This is a genomic window from Rhizobium indicum, assembly GCF_005862305.2.
Taxonomy (GTDB): Bacteria; Pseudomonadota; Alphaproteobacteria; order Rhizobiales; family Rhizobiaceae; genus Rhizobium; species Rhizobium indicum.
Map to the genome: position 1 here is coordinate 1,174,633 of NZ_CP054021.1, position 18,642 is coordinate 1,193,274.

Here is an 18,642-nt window from a genome sequence, read left to right on the forward strand (position 1 = left end):
GATGAAGCCGCTTAGCGCCGAAACCATTGCCCAGTCGCAGAATGCGACACCGCGCTCCATGCGCGTCGTCACCGACGGCATCAGCACCGACCTCGAGCGCTTCAGCGCCGACAACACCCATATCGTCAAGCAGATCAAGCTGCTGGCGATCAATGCGCTGATCGAAGCAGCCAGAGCCGGCGAGACCGGAAAGGGCTTTGCGGTCGTTGCCAACGAGGTGCAGCGACTGGCGCAGATCGCGACCGATATCACCGGCAGGTTCGAAAGCAACGTGCTTGGCCGCATCGGCCTCAGCCGCGCCATGGCCGATTCGCTGGTCGAGGAGATGGAGGGCGTTCGTCTCACCGATCTGGCGCAGACGCTGGTGCAGCTCATCGTCCGCAATCTCTTCGAGCGCACGGCCGATGTGCGCTGGTGGGCGACAGATCCGGCGCTCTGGCAGGCGCTGCAGAACCCGGGCCGGGAAACCGTCGCCTTTGCGGCGGAGCGTCTCGGCGCCATCAACCGCTTCTACACCGTCTACCTCGATCTCGTCATGACCGATCTCTCGGGCAAGGTGATCGCATCCGCCAATCCCAAGTTTCAGCGCAAGATCGTCGGCACGAGCCTTGCCGGCGATCCGTGGTTCCGCGCGGCGTCGGCCTGCTCCTCCGGCGACGCTTATATCGTCGACGACGTCAAATCGAGCCCGCTCCACGACGCCAGGCATGCGCTCGTTTATGCCACCGGCATCCGCGAGGAGGGCAAGCTCGACGGGCGGCTGATCGGCACGCTCGGCGTCTATTTCGACTGGCAGAACCAGGGCCAGGCGATCGTCGAGAAAGAGGCAAACCTGCCGCCGCAGCTGGCAGAAAAAACGACGGTCATGCTGCTCGACGGCAAGAGCCGGGTGATCGCCACCACCAATCCCGCCTTGCTCTTTTCGCATTTCGCGCTCGCCAATCCGTCCGGTCAGGCGAAAGGCAGCTACTACGACAATAACGGCTCGATCGTCGCCTTCGCGCGCACTCTCGGCTACGAGGATTACGACGGGCTCGGCTGGTACGGCGTCGTCGTGCAGCAGACGGAAAACGACGCGACGATCAAGGCTGTGCTCAACCTTAAGTAGCACCCGTCGCCCCACAGTGGCGCTCATCCGTTTCCAATAAGATATTTTGCCCGCGAACTTGGTGTTCGCGGGCAATTTGCTTTAAGTTTAGTTCAGACTTTAATGTAATCATCCCCGGCAAAATTTATGGCAGAGTGCGCCCGCCTCTGTATTCCGCGGTTATCAAATAACGGTCTTCAGGAAACACCATGCGAACAGATACCGGCCAGGTCATTCATCTGGCAGATTACCGTCCCACCGACTTCGTGCTGGAACGTGTGGACCTGACCTTCGAACTCGACCCGACGGAGACAAAGGTCGAGGCACGTCTGATCTTTCATCGTCGCCCGGGCACCGATCCGGCAGCGCCGATCGTTCTCGACGGCGACGAACTGACGCTGTCGGGGCTGCTGTTAGACCAGGTGGAATTGGACCCTTCGCGTTACGACGCAACACCGGAAAGCCTGACGGTGCGCGACCTGCCGGAGAGCGCGCCCTTCGAACTGACGATCACCACCGTCATCAACCCTGAGGCCAACACCAAGCTGATGGGCCTTTACCGCACCGGCGGCATCTACTGCACGCAATGCGAGGCGGAGGGTTTCCGCCGCATCACCTATTTCCCCGACCGGCCCGACGTGCTTGCGCCGTTCACGGTCAACATCATCGCCGACAAGGACGCCAACCCGCTGCTTTTGTCGAACGGCAACTTCCTCGGCGGCGCCGGCTACGGCCCCGGCAAGCATTTCGCCGCCTGGTTCGATCCGCATCCGAAGCCGAGCTATCTCTTTGCGCTCGTCGCCGGCGATCTCGGCGTCGTCGAAGATACGTTCACGACCATGTCCGGCCGTGAGGTGGTGCTGAAGATCTATGTCGAGCACGGCAAGGAGCCGCGCGCAGCCTATGCCATGGACGCCCTGAAACGCTCGATGAAGTGGGACGAAGAGAGGTTCGGCCGCGAATACGATCTCGACATCTTCATGATCGTCGCCGTCTCCGACTTCAACATGGGCGCGATGGAGAACAAGGGCCTCAACGTCTTCAACGACAAATACGTGCTTGCCGATCCCGAGATCGCCACCGATGCCGACTATGCCAATATCGAGACGATCATCGCGCATGAATATTTCCACAACTGGACCGGCAACCGCATCACCTGCCGCGACTGGTTCCAGCTGTGCCTCAAGGAAGGCCTCACGGTCTATCGCGACCACGAATTCTCTTCCGACCAGCGCTCGCGCGCCGTCAAGCGCATCGCCGAAGTGCGCCACCTGAAATCGGAGCAGTTCCCGGAAGATGGCGGCCCGCTCGCCCATCCGGTGCGGCCGACGACATATCGTGAGATCAATAATTTCTACACGACGACCGTCTATGAAAAGGGCAGCGAAGTCACGCGCATGATCGCGACGCTGCTCGGCAAGGACGGCTTCAAGAAAGGCATGGACCTCTATTTCGACCGCCATGACGGTGAGGCCGTGACGATCGAGGATTTCGTCAAATGCTTCGAGGATGCAAGCGGACGCGACCTCACGCAATTTTCGCTCTGGTACCATCAGGCCGGCACGCCGCTCGTCACCGCATCGGGCAGCTATGATGCGGCGGCCGGCAGCTTCACCCTGTCGCTCGAACAGATGATCCCGGCAACGCCCGGCCAGCCGAGCAAGGAGCCGATGCATATTCCGCTCAGCCTCGCGCTGTTTGGCGAAAACGGCGGCAAGATCGAGCCGACCTCGGTCGACGGCGCGGAATATGCCGGCGAGGTGCTGCATCTCACAGGTCGCACGCAGACGGCCGTGTTCCATGGCGTTGGCTCGCGGCCGGTCGTTTCGATCAACCGCAGCTTCTCGGCGCCGATCAACCTGCATTTCGATCAGAGCCCGGCCGATCTTGCCCGTCTCGCCCGCCATGAGACCGATCACTTCGCCCGCTGGCAGGCATTGACCGACCTGGCGCTGCCGAACCTGCTGAAAGCGGCACGCGACGCCCGCGAGGGCAAGCCTGTGATCTGCGAGGCGACCTTCGTCGAGACGCTGATTGCCGCCGCCGCCGACGAGAGCCTCGAGCCCGCCTTCCGCGCCCAGGCGCTGGCTCTGCCGAGCGAATCCGATATCGCCCGTGAACTTGGCGGCAACAACGATCCCGATGCCATCCATGCCGGCCGGCAGGCGGTCCTGAAACAGATCGCCGATGCCGGAAAGGATGTCTTTGCCGGCCTCTACGCAGCGATGACGACATCAGGCGATTTCAACCCGGATGCGAAAAGCGCCGGCCTGCGGGCGCTGCGCAATAGCGCCCTCACCTACCTCTCGCATGCCGAAGAGACGCCGGCCCGCGCCAAGGCCGCCTTCGATGCGGCCAACAATATGACCGATCTCAGTCATGCGCTGACGATCCTCGCGCATCGTTTTCCCGACAGCGCGGAGACGAGCGAGGCGCTCGCCACCTTCCGTGACCGCTTCGCGGAAAATGCGCTCGTCATCGACAAATGGTTCGCGATCCAGGCCGGCATTCCGGGCGTAAAAACCCTGGGACGGGTCCGCGCCCTGATGGACGATCCGCTCTTCAAGCGCACCAATCCAAACCGGATGCGGTCGCTGGTCGGCACCTTCGCCTTTGCCAACCCGACGGGATTCGGCCGCGCCGATGGCGAAGGCTATCGCTTCCTCGCGGATCAGATTCTCGATATCGACAGGCGCAACCCTCAGCTTGCCGCCCGCATCCTCACCTCGATGCGCTCCTGGCGCTCGCTCGAACCCGTGCGTGCCGATCACGCCCGCTCGGCGCTGATCGAGATCGAGCGAGCCGCCGATCTTTCGACCGACGTGCGCGATATCGTCGAGCGCACGCTTAAAGGGTAATTTGCTTCGACTGGCCATCAGGAGAAAATCGGCGGCCGGTCGCCCAGCACCTCGAATCACCTGGAAAAACCCGAAATTATAAATAGTTAACGGATTTTTACCTTTGCCTCTGGACAAGGCGAATCACCCATGATTCTCTAGGTCAGGTTCGAGCGAGCGGCGCGCGAATCACATGAGGGACAGGCGAAGAGATGATGGACGTGCGGCGGGCAACCGTGGCCGGAGGACGGCTGCGTGTCGATTTTGACGGGCTCAAAGCCTGGCGCGACAGCCTTTCGGGCCATGCGACATCGGAACCACTTCTCCGTTATCTGCCGAAGGCCGAGCTGGTCTTGAAGCGGGCCATCCCGGCGCTGATCGTCGCCTTCCTCTCCGTCGTCGCCGCCTCGCATTTCTTCGGCATGATGAGCGAATATGGGCGTCTGGAGGCCTCGGCGCGCCATGCCACCGCACTTTCGGCGGCGACCGCCTCTGCGGTGTTTGCAGATGCGGCCGACATCTTCGACAGCGGCGATATTACCGGGGCGCAGGCCCGCCTCGCCAAATACCTGCCGCAGGACCGGCTGGACAGCGGCGCTTTCGTGCTGCTCGTGCAGGCAAGCGGCAAGGTTTTTGCCGCGACCACCGCCGGGCTTTCGCATGTTGGCAGCAATGTCGGCGATTTCTTCCCCGAGGTCTCGGCGATCCGCCGCTTCGGCGATCGCGCCGGCGTCATCGAAACGACGATCGGCGGCGTGCCGCACTATGCCGAGATCACGCTGATGGGCAATGCCGGCGGTTATATCGTCGCCGCCACCTCGCTTGACGAGATCGACCGGCTCTGGCGCGAGGAACTGGCGCTCAACGTCACGCTGTTTGCCGGCATCTCCTCCATCCTGCTCGTCATCCTCTATGCCTATTACACGCAGGTAAAGCGCGCCCGCGACGCCGACGACATCTTCCTGGAATCGAACCTGCGCGTCGAGACGGCGCTGTCGCGCGGCCGCTGCGGCCTCTGGGACTTCGATTTCGAGAACCGCGAATTCTTCTGGTCGCGCTCGATGTACGACATGCTCGGTCTGCCGGGCTCCGACAAGACGATGGGTTTCGGCGAAGCCGCCCGCCTGATGCATCCCGATGACGGCGGGCTCTACGAGATCGCGCGCGCCATCGGCAAGGGCGCTTCCGGCCAGGTCGATCAGATCTTCCGCATGCGTCATGCCGGCGGCCACTATGTCTGGATGCGGGCGCGCGCCCAGGTGATCCGCAGCAATTCCGGCCGTATGCACCTGATCGGTATCGCGATGGACGTGACCGAACAGCATCGGCTCGCCCAGCGCTACGCAGAAGCCGACCAGCGCCTGGCCGACGCCATCGAATGCACCTCGGAAGCCTTCGTGCTCTGGGACAAGAACGATCGGCTGGTCATGTGCAACACGCATTTCCAGCAGGCCTATGGCCTGCCGGACAGCGTGCTCGTGCCCGGCACCGAGCGCTCGACCGTCAATGCCGCCGCCGCCCGGCCTGTCATCGAACGGCGGATTTCCGATGCCGACGGCTCCGGTTATTCGCGTACGACGGAGGTGCAGCTTGCCGACGAGCGCTGGCTGCAGATCAACGAGCGGCGCACCCGCGACGGCGGCAGGGTCTCGGTCGGCACCGACATCACGCTGATGAAACGCCATCAGGAGCGGCTGCGCGAATCCGAGCGCCGGCTGATGGCGACGATCGGCGATCTTTCCGCCTCGCGCCAGACGCTGGAGATCCAGAAATCCGAGCTTTCGACGGCCAACGCCAACTACCAGGCGGAGAAGGAACGCGCCGAGGCCGCCAACAAGGCGAAATCGGAATTCCTCGCCAACATGTCGCATGAGCTGCGCACGCCGCTCAACGCCATCCTCGGCTTCTCGGAAATCCTGCAGAACCAGATGTTCGGTCCGCTCGGCTCGCTGAAATACGACGAATATGCCCGCGATATTCATGACAGCGGCAAACATCTGCTCAACGTCATCAACGACATTCTCGACATGTCGAAGATCGAAGCCGGCCATGTCAGGCTGCATTGCGAGCGCATCGATCTTGTGCCGCTGATCGAGGAAAGCCTGCGCTTCACCGCCATGCCCGCGGCTGAAAAGAACATCGTCATCGAACAGCGCATCTGCTCCGGCCTAACGCTGATGGCCGACCGCCGGGCGATGAAACAGGTGCTGCTCAACCTGCTCTCCAATGCGGTGAAGTTCACCGACAATGGCGGCCGCATCGCGGTGCGCACCCGCCGCGTCGACGGCGCCGTCGTCGTCACCATCGCCGACACCGGCATCGGTATTCCACGCTCGGCGCTGTCGAAGATCGGCCAGCCCTTTGAGCAGGTGCAGAGCCAATATGCCAAAAGCAAGGGTGGCTCCGGCCTCGGGCTCGCCATCTCCCGCTCGCTGACCTCGCTGCATGGCGGCCGCATGAAGATCCGCTCACGCGAAGCGGTCGGCACCGTGATCTCGCTGCGCATTCCTGACGATATCTAAGCTCAGGCCAGAGCCGGTCTTTTTCAACCGGCCGATGCGGCGGTGAAAACCGCCAGCTGAGCGGCGAAAGCACGCTTGTATGCCGGCCGCGTTTCGCCGCGGGCGACATAGGCGGAGAGGTTCGGATATTCCCCCAGTATAGCAGATCCCTTCAACCTGAGCAGCACCGACACCATCAGCAGGTCACCGGCGCTGAACGCACCATCGAGCCAGTCGGCATCGCCAAGACGGTGGGAGAGGTCGGCCAGCCGTTTTCGGATGCTGTCCTCAAGGGCGGAAAGGCGATGGTCGTACCAAGGCTTGTCGCGCTCGAGGATCATGACGAGAGCGCGGTCGAAGATCGGCGGCTCCACCGTGTTGAGCGCGGCAAACATCCATGTGAGCGCGCGCGCCCGGGCATTCGCATCGTTCGGCAGGAGGCCCGCTTGGTGCTCGCCGATATGGAAGACGATCGCGCCGGACTCGAATAAAGCGAGATCGCCTTCCTCATAGGTCGGGATCTGCCCGAAAGGCTGAAGTGCGAGATGCGCGGGTTCTCTCATCGTCTTGAACGAAACAAGACGAACGTCGTAAGGCTGGCCCACTTCTTCGAGCGCCCAGCGAACGCGCATGTCACGCGCCAGACCCCTGCCGCGATCGGGCGACCGTTCAAAAGCGGTAATGGTAATCGTCATTGGTGTTCTCCATAGCTTTGTCCTGAGGACGACTGGCTAAACGAGAATCCGACAGGCGACGCTCGAGATAATCCTCGCGGTCGTTCCATCTGATGTGAGATCAGGCTTTCACGACATTCAGGAATATTTTCCGAACCGCTTTCGACAGCCGCTTCACCTCCGCTTCCAGCGTCTTGATGTCAGGGCAGTCGCCGGCGCGGCAGACGAGTTCGACGAGACCCGCGGGCGCCTCCTTCGGATCGAACAGGCCGTCGATGGAGAGGCGGATCAGTTGCGAAAGGCCGGTATAAAGCGTGAAGGCCTCGAGGCATATGTCGAGATCGACTGTTGTCATCAGCGGCTCGCCAAGTACCTTCAGGGCTTCGCCGGTGCTCACCTCATTGACGGCAATGCCGACGCCCTTGGTCGGCGCGATCAGCGCCAGATACTGGGCGATGAATTCGAGATCGATGACGCCGCCGGGAATGAGCTTCAGGTCCCACGGGCCGGAGGGCGGCTTTTCCTTGTCGATCAGTTCGCGCATTTCGGCGACATCATGCGCCACCTTGGCGATGTCGCGATCGGCCGACAGCACCTCGCGGACGATATGTTCCGCCTCGGCGATCAGGCTCTCATCGCCGCAAATCAGCCGGGCGCGGCTGAGCGCCATATGCTCCCAGGTCCATGCCTCTTCACGCTGATATTTGCCGAAGGCATTGATGCGGGTGGCGACCGGCCCCTTGTTGCCGGATGGGCGCAGCCGCATGTCGACCTCATAGAGCACGCCTTCGGCGGTCGGCGCCGACAAGGCGGCCATCAGTCTCTGGGTGATGCGGGTGAAGTAACGCGTCGCATCGAGCGGCTTCGGCCCGTCGGATTCGGAAGCCGCATCGTCATAATCATAGAGCAGGATCAGATCGATGTCGGAACCGGCCGTCAGCTCGAAGCTGCCGAGCTTGCCCATGCCGGCGACCGCGATGCGCCCGCCGGGATAGTCGCCGTGTGCTGCCCGCATCTCGCCGACCACGGCATCGAGTGCCGCCGCAATGATGAGGTCGGCGAGATGGGTGAAGGCACGTGCGGCCATCCCGCCGTTGATCGCACCGGTGAGCAGGCGGATGCCGATCAGAAAGCGCTGCTCGGCGGCGAAGATGCGCAGCCGGTCGAGCACCTCTTCATAGTGGCGGGCCTGGGCAAGCGAGCCCTTCAGCCGTTCGCCGAGATAGTCGCGCGTCGGCAGCTCGGCCATCAGGCCGGGATCGAGCATGCCGTCGAAGACATGCGGCCTGGCGGCAATCACCTCGGCAAGCCGGGGCGCCGAGGACATGATGTTGACGATCAGCGACAGCAGCGCCGGGTTGCTGCCGAGCAGCGAAAACAGCTGGATGCCGGAGGGAAGGCCGGAGATGAAGCTGTCGAAGCGCAGCAGCGCCTCGTCGGCGCGCTTGCTTTCGCCGAAGACCCGCAGGAGCTGCGGCGCCAGCTCCGTCAGCCTTTCGCGCGCCTCGACTGATTGCGTCGCCCGGTAGCGGCCGTAGTGCCAGGTGCGGATGATGCGCGAAATGTCGGACGGTCTGGTGAAGCCGAGCTTCTTCAGCGTCTCCAGCGTATCCGGGTCGTCGCCCTGGCCGGTGAAGACGAGGTTGCCGGTGTCGGTCGAGAGCTTGCTCTCCTGCTCGAAGAGGTGGGCATAACGCCGCTCCACGGTCTTCAGCACGCCGACCAGCCGTTCGGTGAAGCTCGGCGTGTCGCTGAATCCCATCATGAAGGCGATGCGCTTCAGGTCGGCATCTGTCTCCGGCAGCAGGTGGGTCTGCTCGTCGCGCACCATCTGGATGCGATGCTCGACATCGCGCAGGAACCAGTAGGCCTCCGTCAGTTCGTCACGGGTTTCCGCGTCGATCCATTTCGCCTTGGTGAGTTCACCGAGCGTCTCCTCCGTCGCCCGGCCACGCAATGCCGGCATGCGGCCGCCGGCGATCAGCTGCTGCGTCTGGACGAAGAATTCGATCTCGCGAATGCCGCCGCGGCCGAGCTTGACGTTATGACCCTTGACCGCAATGGCGCCGTGGCCCTTATGCGCATGAATCTGCCGCTTGATCGAATGGATATCGGCAATCGCCGCGTAATCGAGATATTTGCGGAAGACGAACGGGGCTAGCCCGCGCAGGAATTCGCCGCCCGCGGTCAAGTCGCCGGCAACCGCGCGCGCCTTGATGAAGGCCGCCCGCTCCCAGTTCTGGCCCCTGCCCTCATAATAGATCATCGCCGCATCGACCGGGATCGCCAGCGGTGTCGAGCCGGGATCGGGGCGCAGTCTGAGATCGGTGCGGAAGACGTAGCCGTCCGCTGTCCGCTCCTGCAGGATGCGCACCAGCCGCCGCATCATCCTGGGGAAAATCTCGATCGCGTCATCCGGGTCGGGCACGATTCCTGCCTGTTCGTCGAAGACGACGACGAGGTCGATATCGGAGGAATAGTTGAGTTCGGATGCGCCGAGTTTGCCCATGCCGAGCACGATCAGCCCGGAGCCGTCGCTCGGCGCCGCCATATCCGGCAGCCGCAGCTTTCCACCCTCATGCGCCGCCAGCAGCAGATGGTCGATCGCGGCGGCAACCGAAGCTTCGGCAAGCTCGCTCAGCCAAGCCGTCGTCGCCCGGCCGTCGAAGATACGCGCGAGATCGGCGAGCGCAACGAGGAAGGCCACCTTGCGCTTGATGACGCGCAACCTGCTCATCACCACGGATTCCGAGGGAGCTGCCCCCTCGCCGTCCGGTTGCCAGCAGCGCCGCGCCTCGGCAACCAGCGCCTCGATCTGCGGCTCCAGCGGTTCAGTGATGGCGCCAGCGAGGACGACCGGGTCGAGATTGACCATTTCGCGCAGATAAGGCGACAGCGTCAGCACGGCCGCAATGAAATCGCGAAGCGGGCTCTCCGTCTTCAGCATCGCAGCCACCGACGGCTCGTGTCTGCCGGCCTCCTGAAGGTCGGCCAGCGCCAGCTTCAACTCCGTCTGGTTCAGCGGACGCAGCAGCCCTTCGGCCACATCCTTCAGACCATGCGTCGATTTCGTCAGCATGCGCTCTCCCTGCCTTAGCGCCTAAAGCGCATCGCGATCTTTCAGATTCGCTCCTTGCGCTTTAGGCCTTTGTTTTACGCATGCCGTTATCGCAAAACCGCTGCACACTTTTGCGCGACATGCTCGAGGGAAACGACCACGCAGAATCGCGGGAACGCCTCCTTCGATCGGCATTAAACTAGGGTCTAGGTGGAAAACCACCAATACGCGATTCAGCCGATCATCAGTCTCGGCAATCAGGCAGCCTTGGCGGGGAAGATCATGCTGACGGTCAATCCGCGCTTTTCGGGCTTGTCGGGATCGGTATCGGAGAGTTCCAACCGACCGTTGTGCAGTTCCATCACCGCTTCCACCAGTGAAAGCCCGAGCCCCGTTCCCGGCTTCGACCGGCTTTCGTCGAGGCGGACGAAGCGCTTCACCACGTCGTCGCGCCTGTCGGCCGGAACGCCCGGCCCATGGTCGGCCACCGAAAGGCAGATGCCATCCGGGCGGCGGGCGAGCTTCAGTGTTACCTTGCCCGCCCCTTCCGTATCGGAAGAATATTTGATGGCATTGTCGAGCAGGTTGAAGATCGCCTGGCCGATCAGTTCGCGATTGCCCTGCACCTCGACATCGGGTTCGATGCTGGAGCTCAAGCCAAGCCCCGCCTCCTCCGCCGCCGGTTCGTAAAGCTCGGCGCTATCGGAGACGATGGCCGAAAGCTCCACCGGCGACATCTCGGCGGCGACCGATCCGGCCTCGACGCGGGAGATCATCAACAGTGCGTTGAAGGTGCGGATCAGCTGGTCCGATTCGGAAATGATACCTTCGAGCGCGGTGCGCCGCGTCTCGCCATCGGCGATATCGAGCGCATCGGCCGCCTTGTTGCGCAGCCGCGTCAACGGCGTCTTGAGATCGTGGGCGATGTTGTCGGAGACCTGCCGCAGGCCTTCGTTCAGCTTCTCGATGCGCTCCAGCATGGTATTCAAAGACATCGACAAGCGGTCGAATTCATCGCCGGATCCGCCCACCGGCAGGCGCTGCGACAGGTCGCCGGCCATGATCTTCTTGCTCGCATCCGACATGCGGTCGATGCGTTTCAGCGCGTTGCGGCCGATGCCGAACCAGATGATGATGGCGCCAAGCCCCATGATCGCCAAGGCCACCATCAGCGCCTGGCGCACCAGCAGACGGAAACGCTCGGGGTCGCCGAGGTCGCGGCCGATCAGGATTCTGAGGCCATTGTCGAGTACGAAGATATTGGCAATCGCCTTGTGGCGGCGCTCGACGCCGCTGTCGGTATAACGCTGGTAGCCGAAGGGCGCGGAGGTCCAGCCGATCTCCTCGAAGACACCCGGCTGCACCGACGCGACGTTGCCGGCGAGAATATCGCCCGAGGGACCGGCAATGATGTAGAGGTTGGCGCCCGGCTGGCGGGCACGCCGCTCCATCGTGCGCAGGAGAAGGTTCATGCCGCCGGAGTCATAGGCGCGTTGCACCTGCTCCACCTCCTGCCTGACGGCGTCGCGGATCTGGCCCGTCAGCAGCCGCTCCGACATTGCCGTCACATAGAAGACGAGCGTCGCGGCGCAGATGGCGAAAAGCAGGATATAGAGTGCCGAAAGGCGGACTGCGGTGGACTTGAAGAGAACCTTGAAACGGCTCATCCCTCATCCTTGATCATATACCCCGCGCCGCGAATGGTCTTCAGGAGCGGCTGGCTGTAGTCCTTCTCGATCTTCGAGCGCAGGCGCGAGACATGGACGTCGATGACGTTGGTCTGCGGGTCGAAGTGATAGTCCCAGACGTTTTCGAGCAGCATGGTGCGGGTCACCACCTGCCCGGCATTCTTCATCAGATATTCGAGCAGGCGGAATTCGCGCGGCTGCAGCGGGATCTCCTTGCCGCCGCGGCGCACCTCATGGGAGAGCCGGTCGAGTTCGAGATCGCCGACGCGATAGACGACGTCCTGATCCGGCGTGCCCTTGCGGCGGCCGAGCACCTCGACGCGCGCCAGCAACTCGCTGAAGGCATAAGGCTTCGGCAGGTAATCATCGCCGCCGGCACGAAGACCGGTCACGCGGTCGTCGACCTGGCCGAGCGCGGAGAGGATGAGGACCGGCGTATGGATGGCCTTGCGGCGCAGCTCGCTGATGACGGAAAGCCCATCGCGTCGCGGCAGCATGCGGTCGATGACGATGACGTCGTAGGCATTTTCCGACCCCATGAACAGGCCGCTCTCGCCGTCGCTGGCGTGATCGGCGACGATGCCCGCCTCGCGAAAGGCTTTCGTGAGGTAGACCGCGGCTTCGAGATCATCTTCGATGATGAGAATCTTCATGCGGCCGACATTACCCGCCGGCTGCGTTTCGGCAAGGCTCAAAGCATCTTCCTGCGGGGTGGCGCTCATGGCGATCATCCTTCAAAGGTCAGAAGAATAGAGCCGTGCGGAGTTTCGTCCGCACGGCTCTCGTTTTCTTAAGGATCAGCCCTGGCCGTTGATCGGAAGCGCTACGAAACGGCTCCCCTCACTGGACTGGATCTGGAAGAGCGCGCGGGTGCGCCCGTCCTTCTTCGCCTGGTTCAGCACCTTGACGATATCGTCGGCGCTGGAGACTTCCTGGTTGTTGACCGAGGTGATCGTCTCGCCTTCCTTGATGCCCTTGTCGGCGGCATCGGAGTTCGGGTCGATGCCTGTTATCGCCAGACCCTTGCCGTCATCGGAGGGTCCGACCGTCAGGCCGAGATCGGCAAGCGCCTTCTCGGAAGCCGGTGCCTCAGGCTGCTGCGGCTGGTTGTTGTCATCGGCGGACGCATCCTTCTGGTCGATCGGCAGCGTGCCGAGTTCGACGGTGAGAGGCTGGGCCTTGCCGGCGCGCCAGACCGAAAGCTCGACCTTGCTGCCCGGCTGCATCGCGCCGATGCGGCGGCTGAGATCACGGGCATCCTTGATCGTCTCACCGTTCAGCGCGGTGACGACGTCGCCGGCCTTCATGCCGGCCTTGTCACCCGGCGATCCGGCCTGCGGGGCGACGACGAGGGCGCCGCTCGGCTCGGAAAGGCCGATGGATTCGGCGATGTCCTTGGTCACCGGCTGGATCTGGACACCCAGCCAGCCGCGCGAGACCTGGCCGTCCTTCATCAGATCGGCGACGACGTCCTTGGCAGTCGAGGCGGGAATGGCGAAGGCGATGCCGACGCTGCCGCCCGACGGCGAGAAGATCGCGGTATTGATGCCGACGACTTCGCCGCTGAGGTTGAAGGTCGGGCCGCCGGAGTTGCCGCGGTTCACGGCGGCATCCACCTGCAGGTAATCGTCATAGGGACCGGAGCCGATATCGCGGCCGCGAGCCGAGACGATGCCGGCCGTGACCGTGCCGCCGAGGCCGAAGGGATTGCCGACGGCAACGACCCAGTCGCCGACGCGGACGTTATTGTCGTCGGCCCAGTTGACGTAGGTGAACTTCTTGCCCTTGCCGTCGACCTTCAGCACGGCGAGGTCGGTGCGCGGATCCTTGCCGATCAGCTTGGCATCGAGCTCGGTGCCGTCATTCATGACCGCGACGAAGGCCTGGCCATCGGAAACGACGTGATTGTTGGTTACGATGTAACCATCCTCGGAGATGAAGAAGCCGGAGCCCTGAGCGACGGGGCGGAGGCGACCCTTGCCGCCCGGACCATTCGGGCCGCCATTCGGCCCGTTCTGGCCGAAGCGCCGGGAATGGCCCTGCTGATCGTTCGGATCCTGGCCGAACTGCTTGAAGAACCGCTTCAGCGGATGATCGTCGGGAAGGTCGTCGAAGCCGCGGCCGTTGAAATCGAAGGAGAAGCCGTCATTGTTGTTGTCGGAGACGGGATTGACGCGGTTTTCGACCCGGACGGAAACGACAGCCGGTGAAACGGCGTCGACGACGTTGGCGAAGCTCGGAACGGCAGGCGCCTGAACCTTGACAGCTTCGGCATAAGACCGGGTGATTTCGAGCGGAACGCCGGTTGCAAGCACAGCGGCTGCGATACCGGCGACGGTAGAAGCCTTGAGCACAGTGGCGAGGGACGGACGTCCGTTGAAATTCTTCAGCATTGGAGCACCTTCTCTTGTTCTTAAATCTTCATACCGGCGGCGCCGGATCAGTCGATGAGTAAAGATATAGGACGCCGCACCTTACTGCGAACTGTCCGGCCAATGAAAAGTTGGTAATGTTTGCAAGGTTTGCTTTCGGCCAAACGTGCCGACGGCTTCTCTGGCGGCCAGAAATGCCCGCTGCCGGCTGCCTGGGTCGATTATTTCTTCAGAAGCTCGCTCAGCTTCGCCTGCTCGTCTGCCGTCAGCTTGCTGCCGGTCGGCTTGCCGGCCCTCTTGCGCGCAAAGACCAGCAGTGACAGCCCGCCGGCCAGCACCAGCAGCACCGGCGCACCCCAGAGCAGCACCGTCTTCATGCTGACACGCGGCTTCAAGAGCACGAACTCGCCGTAGCGCGAGACGATATAGTTCAGCACCGCCTCGTCGCTGTCGCCATCGGTGATGCGCTCGCGCACCAGCAGGCGCAGGTCCTTGGCCAGATCGGCGTTGGAATCGTCGATCGACTGGTTCTGGCAGACCATGCAGCGCAGTTCCGCCGAAAGGGCGCGGGCGCGCGCCTCGAGCGCCGGATCGGCCAGCACCTCGTCCGGATTGACGGCGAAGGCGGGGGCCGCCATCAGCAGCAAAGCAAGAGCCAGGAGCAGACGCCGCATCATTCCGCCGGCTCCATTGCGGGAGCTGCCGGCCTTGCCGGCTTCGCCTTGCGGCGCGGGGCGCCGACACGCAGGCGCCGGTCGCTGAGCGAGACGAGGCCGCCGAAGGCCATGAATACCGCTCCGCCCCAGATGCAGAGAATAAACGGCTTCCACCAGATACGCACGACAATGCCACCGTCCTTGGTGGCGTCACCCAGGGAAACATAGAGCTGGCTGAGCCCGAAGGTCAGGATGCCCGCCTCCGTCGTCGGCATCTGCCGAGCGGTATAGAGGCGCTTGGCCGACCAGGTATCGGCAACCGCGACGCCGGCACGCCGGATGGTGAAGTGGCCGCGGTCCTCGGTATAATTCGGCCCGGTCGCCGGCTGCATGCCGTCGAAATGCAGGCTGTAACCGCCGGCCTCGGTCACCTCACCGGGCTTCATCTCGATGACATACTCGCTCTCGAACGTCGTCACCGCAACGATGCCGAGCACGGTGACGCCGAGCCCGGCATGGGCAAGAGCCGTGCCAAAGGCCGAACGCGGCAGGCCGGAAAGCCGGCGCCAGGCGAGACGGCCTGCGACCTTGCCGATGCCGGCGCGGTACCAGAGATCGGCTACCGCACCGAGGATCAGGAACAGCCCGGCAGCGAGGCCGAGCACCGAAAGCACCGGCCCGCCATGTTGGATGTAGAAGAAGACCACCGCGGCAAGGAAGGCCAGACCTGCGACGACATAGAGCCGCTGCAGGGCGCCGAGCAGATCGCCGCGCTTCCAGGCCAGCATCGGCCCGAAGGGCACGATGACGATCAGCGGCGCCATGAGCAGGCCGAAGGTCAGGTTGAAGAAGGGCGCTCCGACGGAAATCTTGTCGCCGGTCAGCGTTTCCAACAGCAGCGGATAGAGCGTGCCGGTCAGCACCGTTCCGCAGGCGACCGTCAGGATCAGATTGTTGACGACGAGTGCGCCCTCGCGCGAGATCGGCGCAAACAGCCCGCCTGCCGAAAGCTTCGGCGCGCGGAAGGCAAAGAGCGACAGCGCCCCGCCGATGAAGATCAGCAGGATGCAGAGAATGAAGACGCCGCGGGAGGGGTCGCTGGCAAAGGCATGCACCGAGGTCAGCACGCCGGAGCGCACCAGGAAGGTGCCCATCAGCGACAGCGAGAAGGTGAGGATGGCGAGCAGCACCGTCCAGATCTTCAGTGCCTCGCGCTTTTCCATGACAAGCGCCGAATGCAGCAGTGCGGTGCCGGCGAGCCAGGGCATGAAGGAGGCGTTTTCCACCGGGTCCCAGAACCACCAGCCGCCCCAGCCGAGTTCGTAATAGGCCCAGTAGGAGCCCATGGCGATGCCGAGTGTCAGAAAGGTCCAGGCGGCCAGCGTCCAGGGCCGCACCCAGCGCGCCCAGGCGGCGTCGATGCGCCCTTCCATGAGGGCAGCGACGGCAAAGGAGAAGCAGACGGAGAAGCCGACATAACCGAGATAGAGCAGCGGCGGATGGATCGCGAGGCCGACATCCTGAAGAACCGGGTTGAGATCGCGGCCCTCGGCCGGCGCCGGATCGAGTCGGAGGAAGGGATTGGAGGTCAAAAGGATGAACAGCGTGAAGGCGACCGAAATCCAGGCTTGCACGGCCAATACGTTGGCTTTCAGCGTCTCCGGCAGATTGCGGCCGAAGATGGCGACCAGCGCGCTGAACAGCGTCAGGATCAACAGCCAGAGCATCATCGATCCCTCGTGATTGCCCCAGACGCCGGAATATTTGTAGAGCAGCGGCACCAGCGAATGCGAATTCTCCCAGACGTTCTCGACCGAGAAATCCGAGACGACATGGGCATAGGTCAGCACACCGAAGGAGAAGGCCACGAGCGCAAACATCGCCAGCGAGCCGACCGTCGCCACATCCATCATCGCCCGGTCATGACGACGGGCTCCGATCACCGGCACGATGGAGAGGATGAGCGCCGTTGCCAGCGCCAGCACCAGCGCGTAATGGCCGATCTCGATGATCATGGCGTTGCCTTCACTTGCTGTCCCTTTACTTCCTGGCCCTGAGCTTCCTTCCCCGGGTTTTCCTGGCCTTGGCCTTCCTTCCACAGCCCCTGGGATTTCAGCCTGTCGGCCACATCCTTCGGCATATAGGTCTCATCATGCTTGGCAAGTACGGTGTCGGCGACGAAGACGTTCGTTCCAGCGGCGAACATGCCTTCGGTGACGACACCCTGCCCCTCGCGGAAGAGATCGGGAAGGATGCCGGTATATTTGACCTTCACGGCATTGGTGCTGCCGTCGGTGACGGCAAACTCCACCGTCGAGCCGGTGCCGCGCACGACACTGCCCTCACCGACCAGCCCGCCGAGGCGGATGCGGGTTTCCGGCGCCACCGGCGTCTTGGCGAGATCGGCCGGCATGTAGAAGTAGGCGACCGACTGGCTGAAGGCGAACATCACCAGCAGCACGGCGGCGAGGATGAAGCCCATGCCGCCCGCAATCACCGCGAGGCGCTTCTGCTTGCGCGTCATTGCGTCGCTCCCTCCGTGGCTATGCCGAGTTCCCTGGCAAGCGCCAGCAATTGCCTGCCCTGTTCGCCGGGCGGCGGAAAGGCCGCAAGCCCACGTTTCAAGGCGCCGGCGGCGCGATCCTTGTCGTTCAATACGGCGTAAGAGCGGACGAGCCGTATCCAGCCCTCGAAATTGTTCGGATCCTCGCTGAGCTTGGCGTCGAGGCTCTCGACCATGCCGCGGATCATCAGCTGCCGGTCGCCGGCGCTCATATTCTCCGCCGCCGCCACGTCTTGCTGCGTCGGATTGCCGGGGGTCGCCGGATTCGCGCCCGGGGCAGCAGGATTGGCGCCCGGGGCAGCCGGATCAGTGCCGGCCGGCGCGCCGCCGTTCATGGCGATATGCTGGTTAACCAGCGGCAGCCAGGGCGCATCTGATGGCGATTGTTTTGCCAGCGCCTCGAAGGCCTGGCGCGCCTCGTTCGGCAGTCCCGCCTGCTCCATGCTGAGGGCGATATAGAAGCGGGCGCGCGGATTGTCAGGTTCGAGCGTCAGCGATTGTTCCAGCACCTGCCGCGCCTCTTCCGTCACCACGCCGTCGGAGACCGCCATCAGCGTCTCGGCAAGGCCGTCGAGCCGGACGGGGCTCGGGCCGAGAAGCCGGATGGCATTGCGATAGGCCAGTTGCGCATCGTTGACGCGCATCGTGCGGAAATAGATCGGCGCCAGCACGTCCCAGCCCTTGCCGTCATCGGGCTTCTCAGCCAAGTGCCGTTCCGCCTTGGCGATCAGCACCGCCACGTCGTTGCCAGGATTTTCCAGCCGCGCTTCGAGCGGCTGCGAGGGCAGGTCCGGCCTGCCCGTCGTCAAATAAAGACAGAGCCCGAGAACCGGCAGGACCAGGAGAACGAAGGCTTCGGTGAAACGGTGATGCCGGGCGGGTTTCGGCGTTTGCTCCGGCTCGTCGGCAGAGACGGCGATCAGCCGCCGGCCGATTTCCGCCCTGGCGTAATCGGCCTCCTCCGGGGTGACCAGCCCGCCATTGAGATCGCGGTCGAGTTCGCGCAACTGGTCGCGATAGACCGCCGCCTCCCCCGCACGGATATTATCCGCCGCCTTCGCTCCGCGCAGAAGGGGGTAGAGCAGGATGACGGCGAGGGCTGCCGTCAAAGCGGCAACGAGAATCCAGAACAGCATGTCGCCCAAATACGTGAAGCGCGCCGTCATTCCAACTGCCAAAGCCGGAATGACGAAGATTTGAGGCTAG

General features: G+C 63.4%; 12 protein-coding genes. 3 read left to right on the forward strand and 9 right to left on the reverse strand.

Annotated features, from left to right (window positions below; all coding sequences use genetic code 11):
• Window position 1: 1 nt before the first annotated feature.
• The 3 genes from FFM53_RS36820 (at window position 2) to FFM53_RS05815 (ending at window position 6,446) form a co-directional block, all read left to right on the forward strand.
• Window positions 2-1,108: a methyl-accepting chemotaxis protein gene (locus FFM53_RS36820; protein ID WP_138387696.1), complete on the forward strand. Its 1,107-nt coding sequence runs from the start codon at window positions 2-4 to the stop codon at window positions 1,106-1,108.
• 188 nt (window positions 1,109-1,296) lie between these two features.
• The gene (gene pepN / locus FFM53_RS05810; protein ID WP_138387697.1) at window positions 1,297-3,945 is read left to right on the forward strand and encodes an aminopeptidase N; all 2,649 of its coding nucleotides are present in this window, start codon (window positions 1,297-1,299) and stop codon (window positions 3,943-3,945) included.
• Window positions 3,946-4,136: 191 nt separating this feature from the next.
• Entirely contained in the window at window positions 4,137-6,446 is a 2,310-nt protein-coding gene (locus FFM53_RS05815) for a PAS domain-containing sensor histidine kinase (RefSeq protein WP_138328461.1), read from the forward strand.
• A gap of 23 nt (window positions 6,447-6,469) precedes the next feature.
• Here the strand turns inward: FFM53_RS05815 and FFM53_RS05820 are convergent, their stop codons facing one another.
• From FFM53_RS05820 to ccmI, 9 genes are all read right to left on the reverse strand, one after another.
• Entirely contained in the window at window positions 6,470-7,120 is a 651-nt protein-coding gene (locus FFM53_RS05820; protein WP_138328462.1) for a glutathione S-transferase family protein, read from the reverse strand.
• Between the two features lie 100 nt (window positions 7,121-7,220).
• On the reverse strand, window positions 7,221-10,178 hold the full coding sequence (locus tag FFM53_RS05825; RefSeq protein ID WP_138387698.1) for a bifunctional [glutamine synthetase] adenylyltransferase/[glutamine synthetase]-adenylyl-L-tyrosine phosphorylase: 2,958 nt from the start codon (window positions 10,176-10,178) through the stop codon (window positions 7,221-7,223).
• A 236-nt stretch (window positions 10,179-10,414) separates the two neighbouring features.
• Window positions 10,415-11,824 carry a sensor histidine kinase gene (locus FFM53_RS05830; RefSeq protein ID WP_138328464.1) on the reverse strand — a complete coding sequence of 470 codons (1,410 nt, stop codon included), beginning with the start codon at window positions 11,822-11,824 and terminating at the stop codon, window positions 10,415-10,417.
• The gene (locus tag FFM53_RS05835; protein ID WP_407073939.1) at window positions 11,821-12,576 is read right to left on the reverse strand and encodes a response regulator transcription factor; all 756 of its coding nucleotides are present in this window, start codon (window positions 12,574-12,576) and stop codon (window positions 11,821-11,823) included. The genes FFM53_RS05830 and FFM53_RS05835 overlap by 4 nt, the downstream gene beginning before the upstream one ends.
• A gap of 66 nt (window positions 12,577-12,642) precedes the next feature.
• A complete protein-coding gene (locus FFM53_RS05840; protein WP_138387699.1) occupies window positions 12,643-14,238 on the reverse strand; it encodes a Do family serine endopeptidase in 1,596 nt (531 codons plus the stop codon).
• A 200-nt stretch (window positions 14,239-14,438) separates the two neighbouring features.
• A complete protein-coding gene (locus tag FFM53_RS05845) occupies window positions 14,439-14,894 on the reverse strand; it encodes a cytochrome c-type biogenesis protein (RefSeq protein WP_138328467.1) in 456 nt (151 codons plus the stop codon).
• On the reverse strand, window positions 14,891-16,888 hold the full coding sequence (locus FFM53_RS05850; protein WP_138387700.1) for a heme lyase CcmF/NrfE family subunit: 1,998 nt from the start codon (window positions 16,886-16,888) through the stop codon (window positions 14,891-14,893). Before FFM53_RS05850 ends, FFM53_RS05845 begins: the two co-directional genes overlap by 4 nt.
• A complete protein-coding gene (gene ccmE / locus FFM53_RS05855; RefSeq protein ID WP_138387701.1) occupies window positions 16,885-17,397 on the reverse strand; it encodes a cytochrome c maturation protein CcmE in 513 nt (170 codons plus the stop codon). The genes FFM53_RS05850 and ccmE overlap by 4 nt, the downstream gene beginning before the upstream one ends.
• Window positions 17,394-18,572, reverse strand: coding sequence for a c-type cytochrome biogenesis protein CcmI (ccmI, locus tag FFM53_RS05860; RefSeq protein ID WP_425504955.1), 1,179 nt, complete (start codon window positions 18,570-18,572; stop codon window positions 17,394-17,396). The genes ccmE and ccmI overlap by 4 nt, the downstream gene beginning before the upstream one ends.
• Window positions 18,573-18,642: the final 70 nt, after the last annotated feature.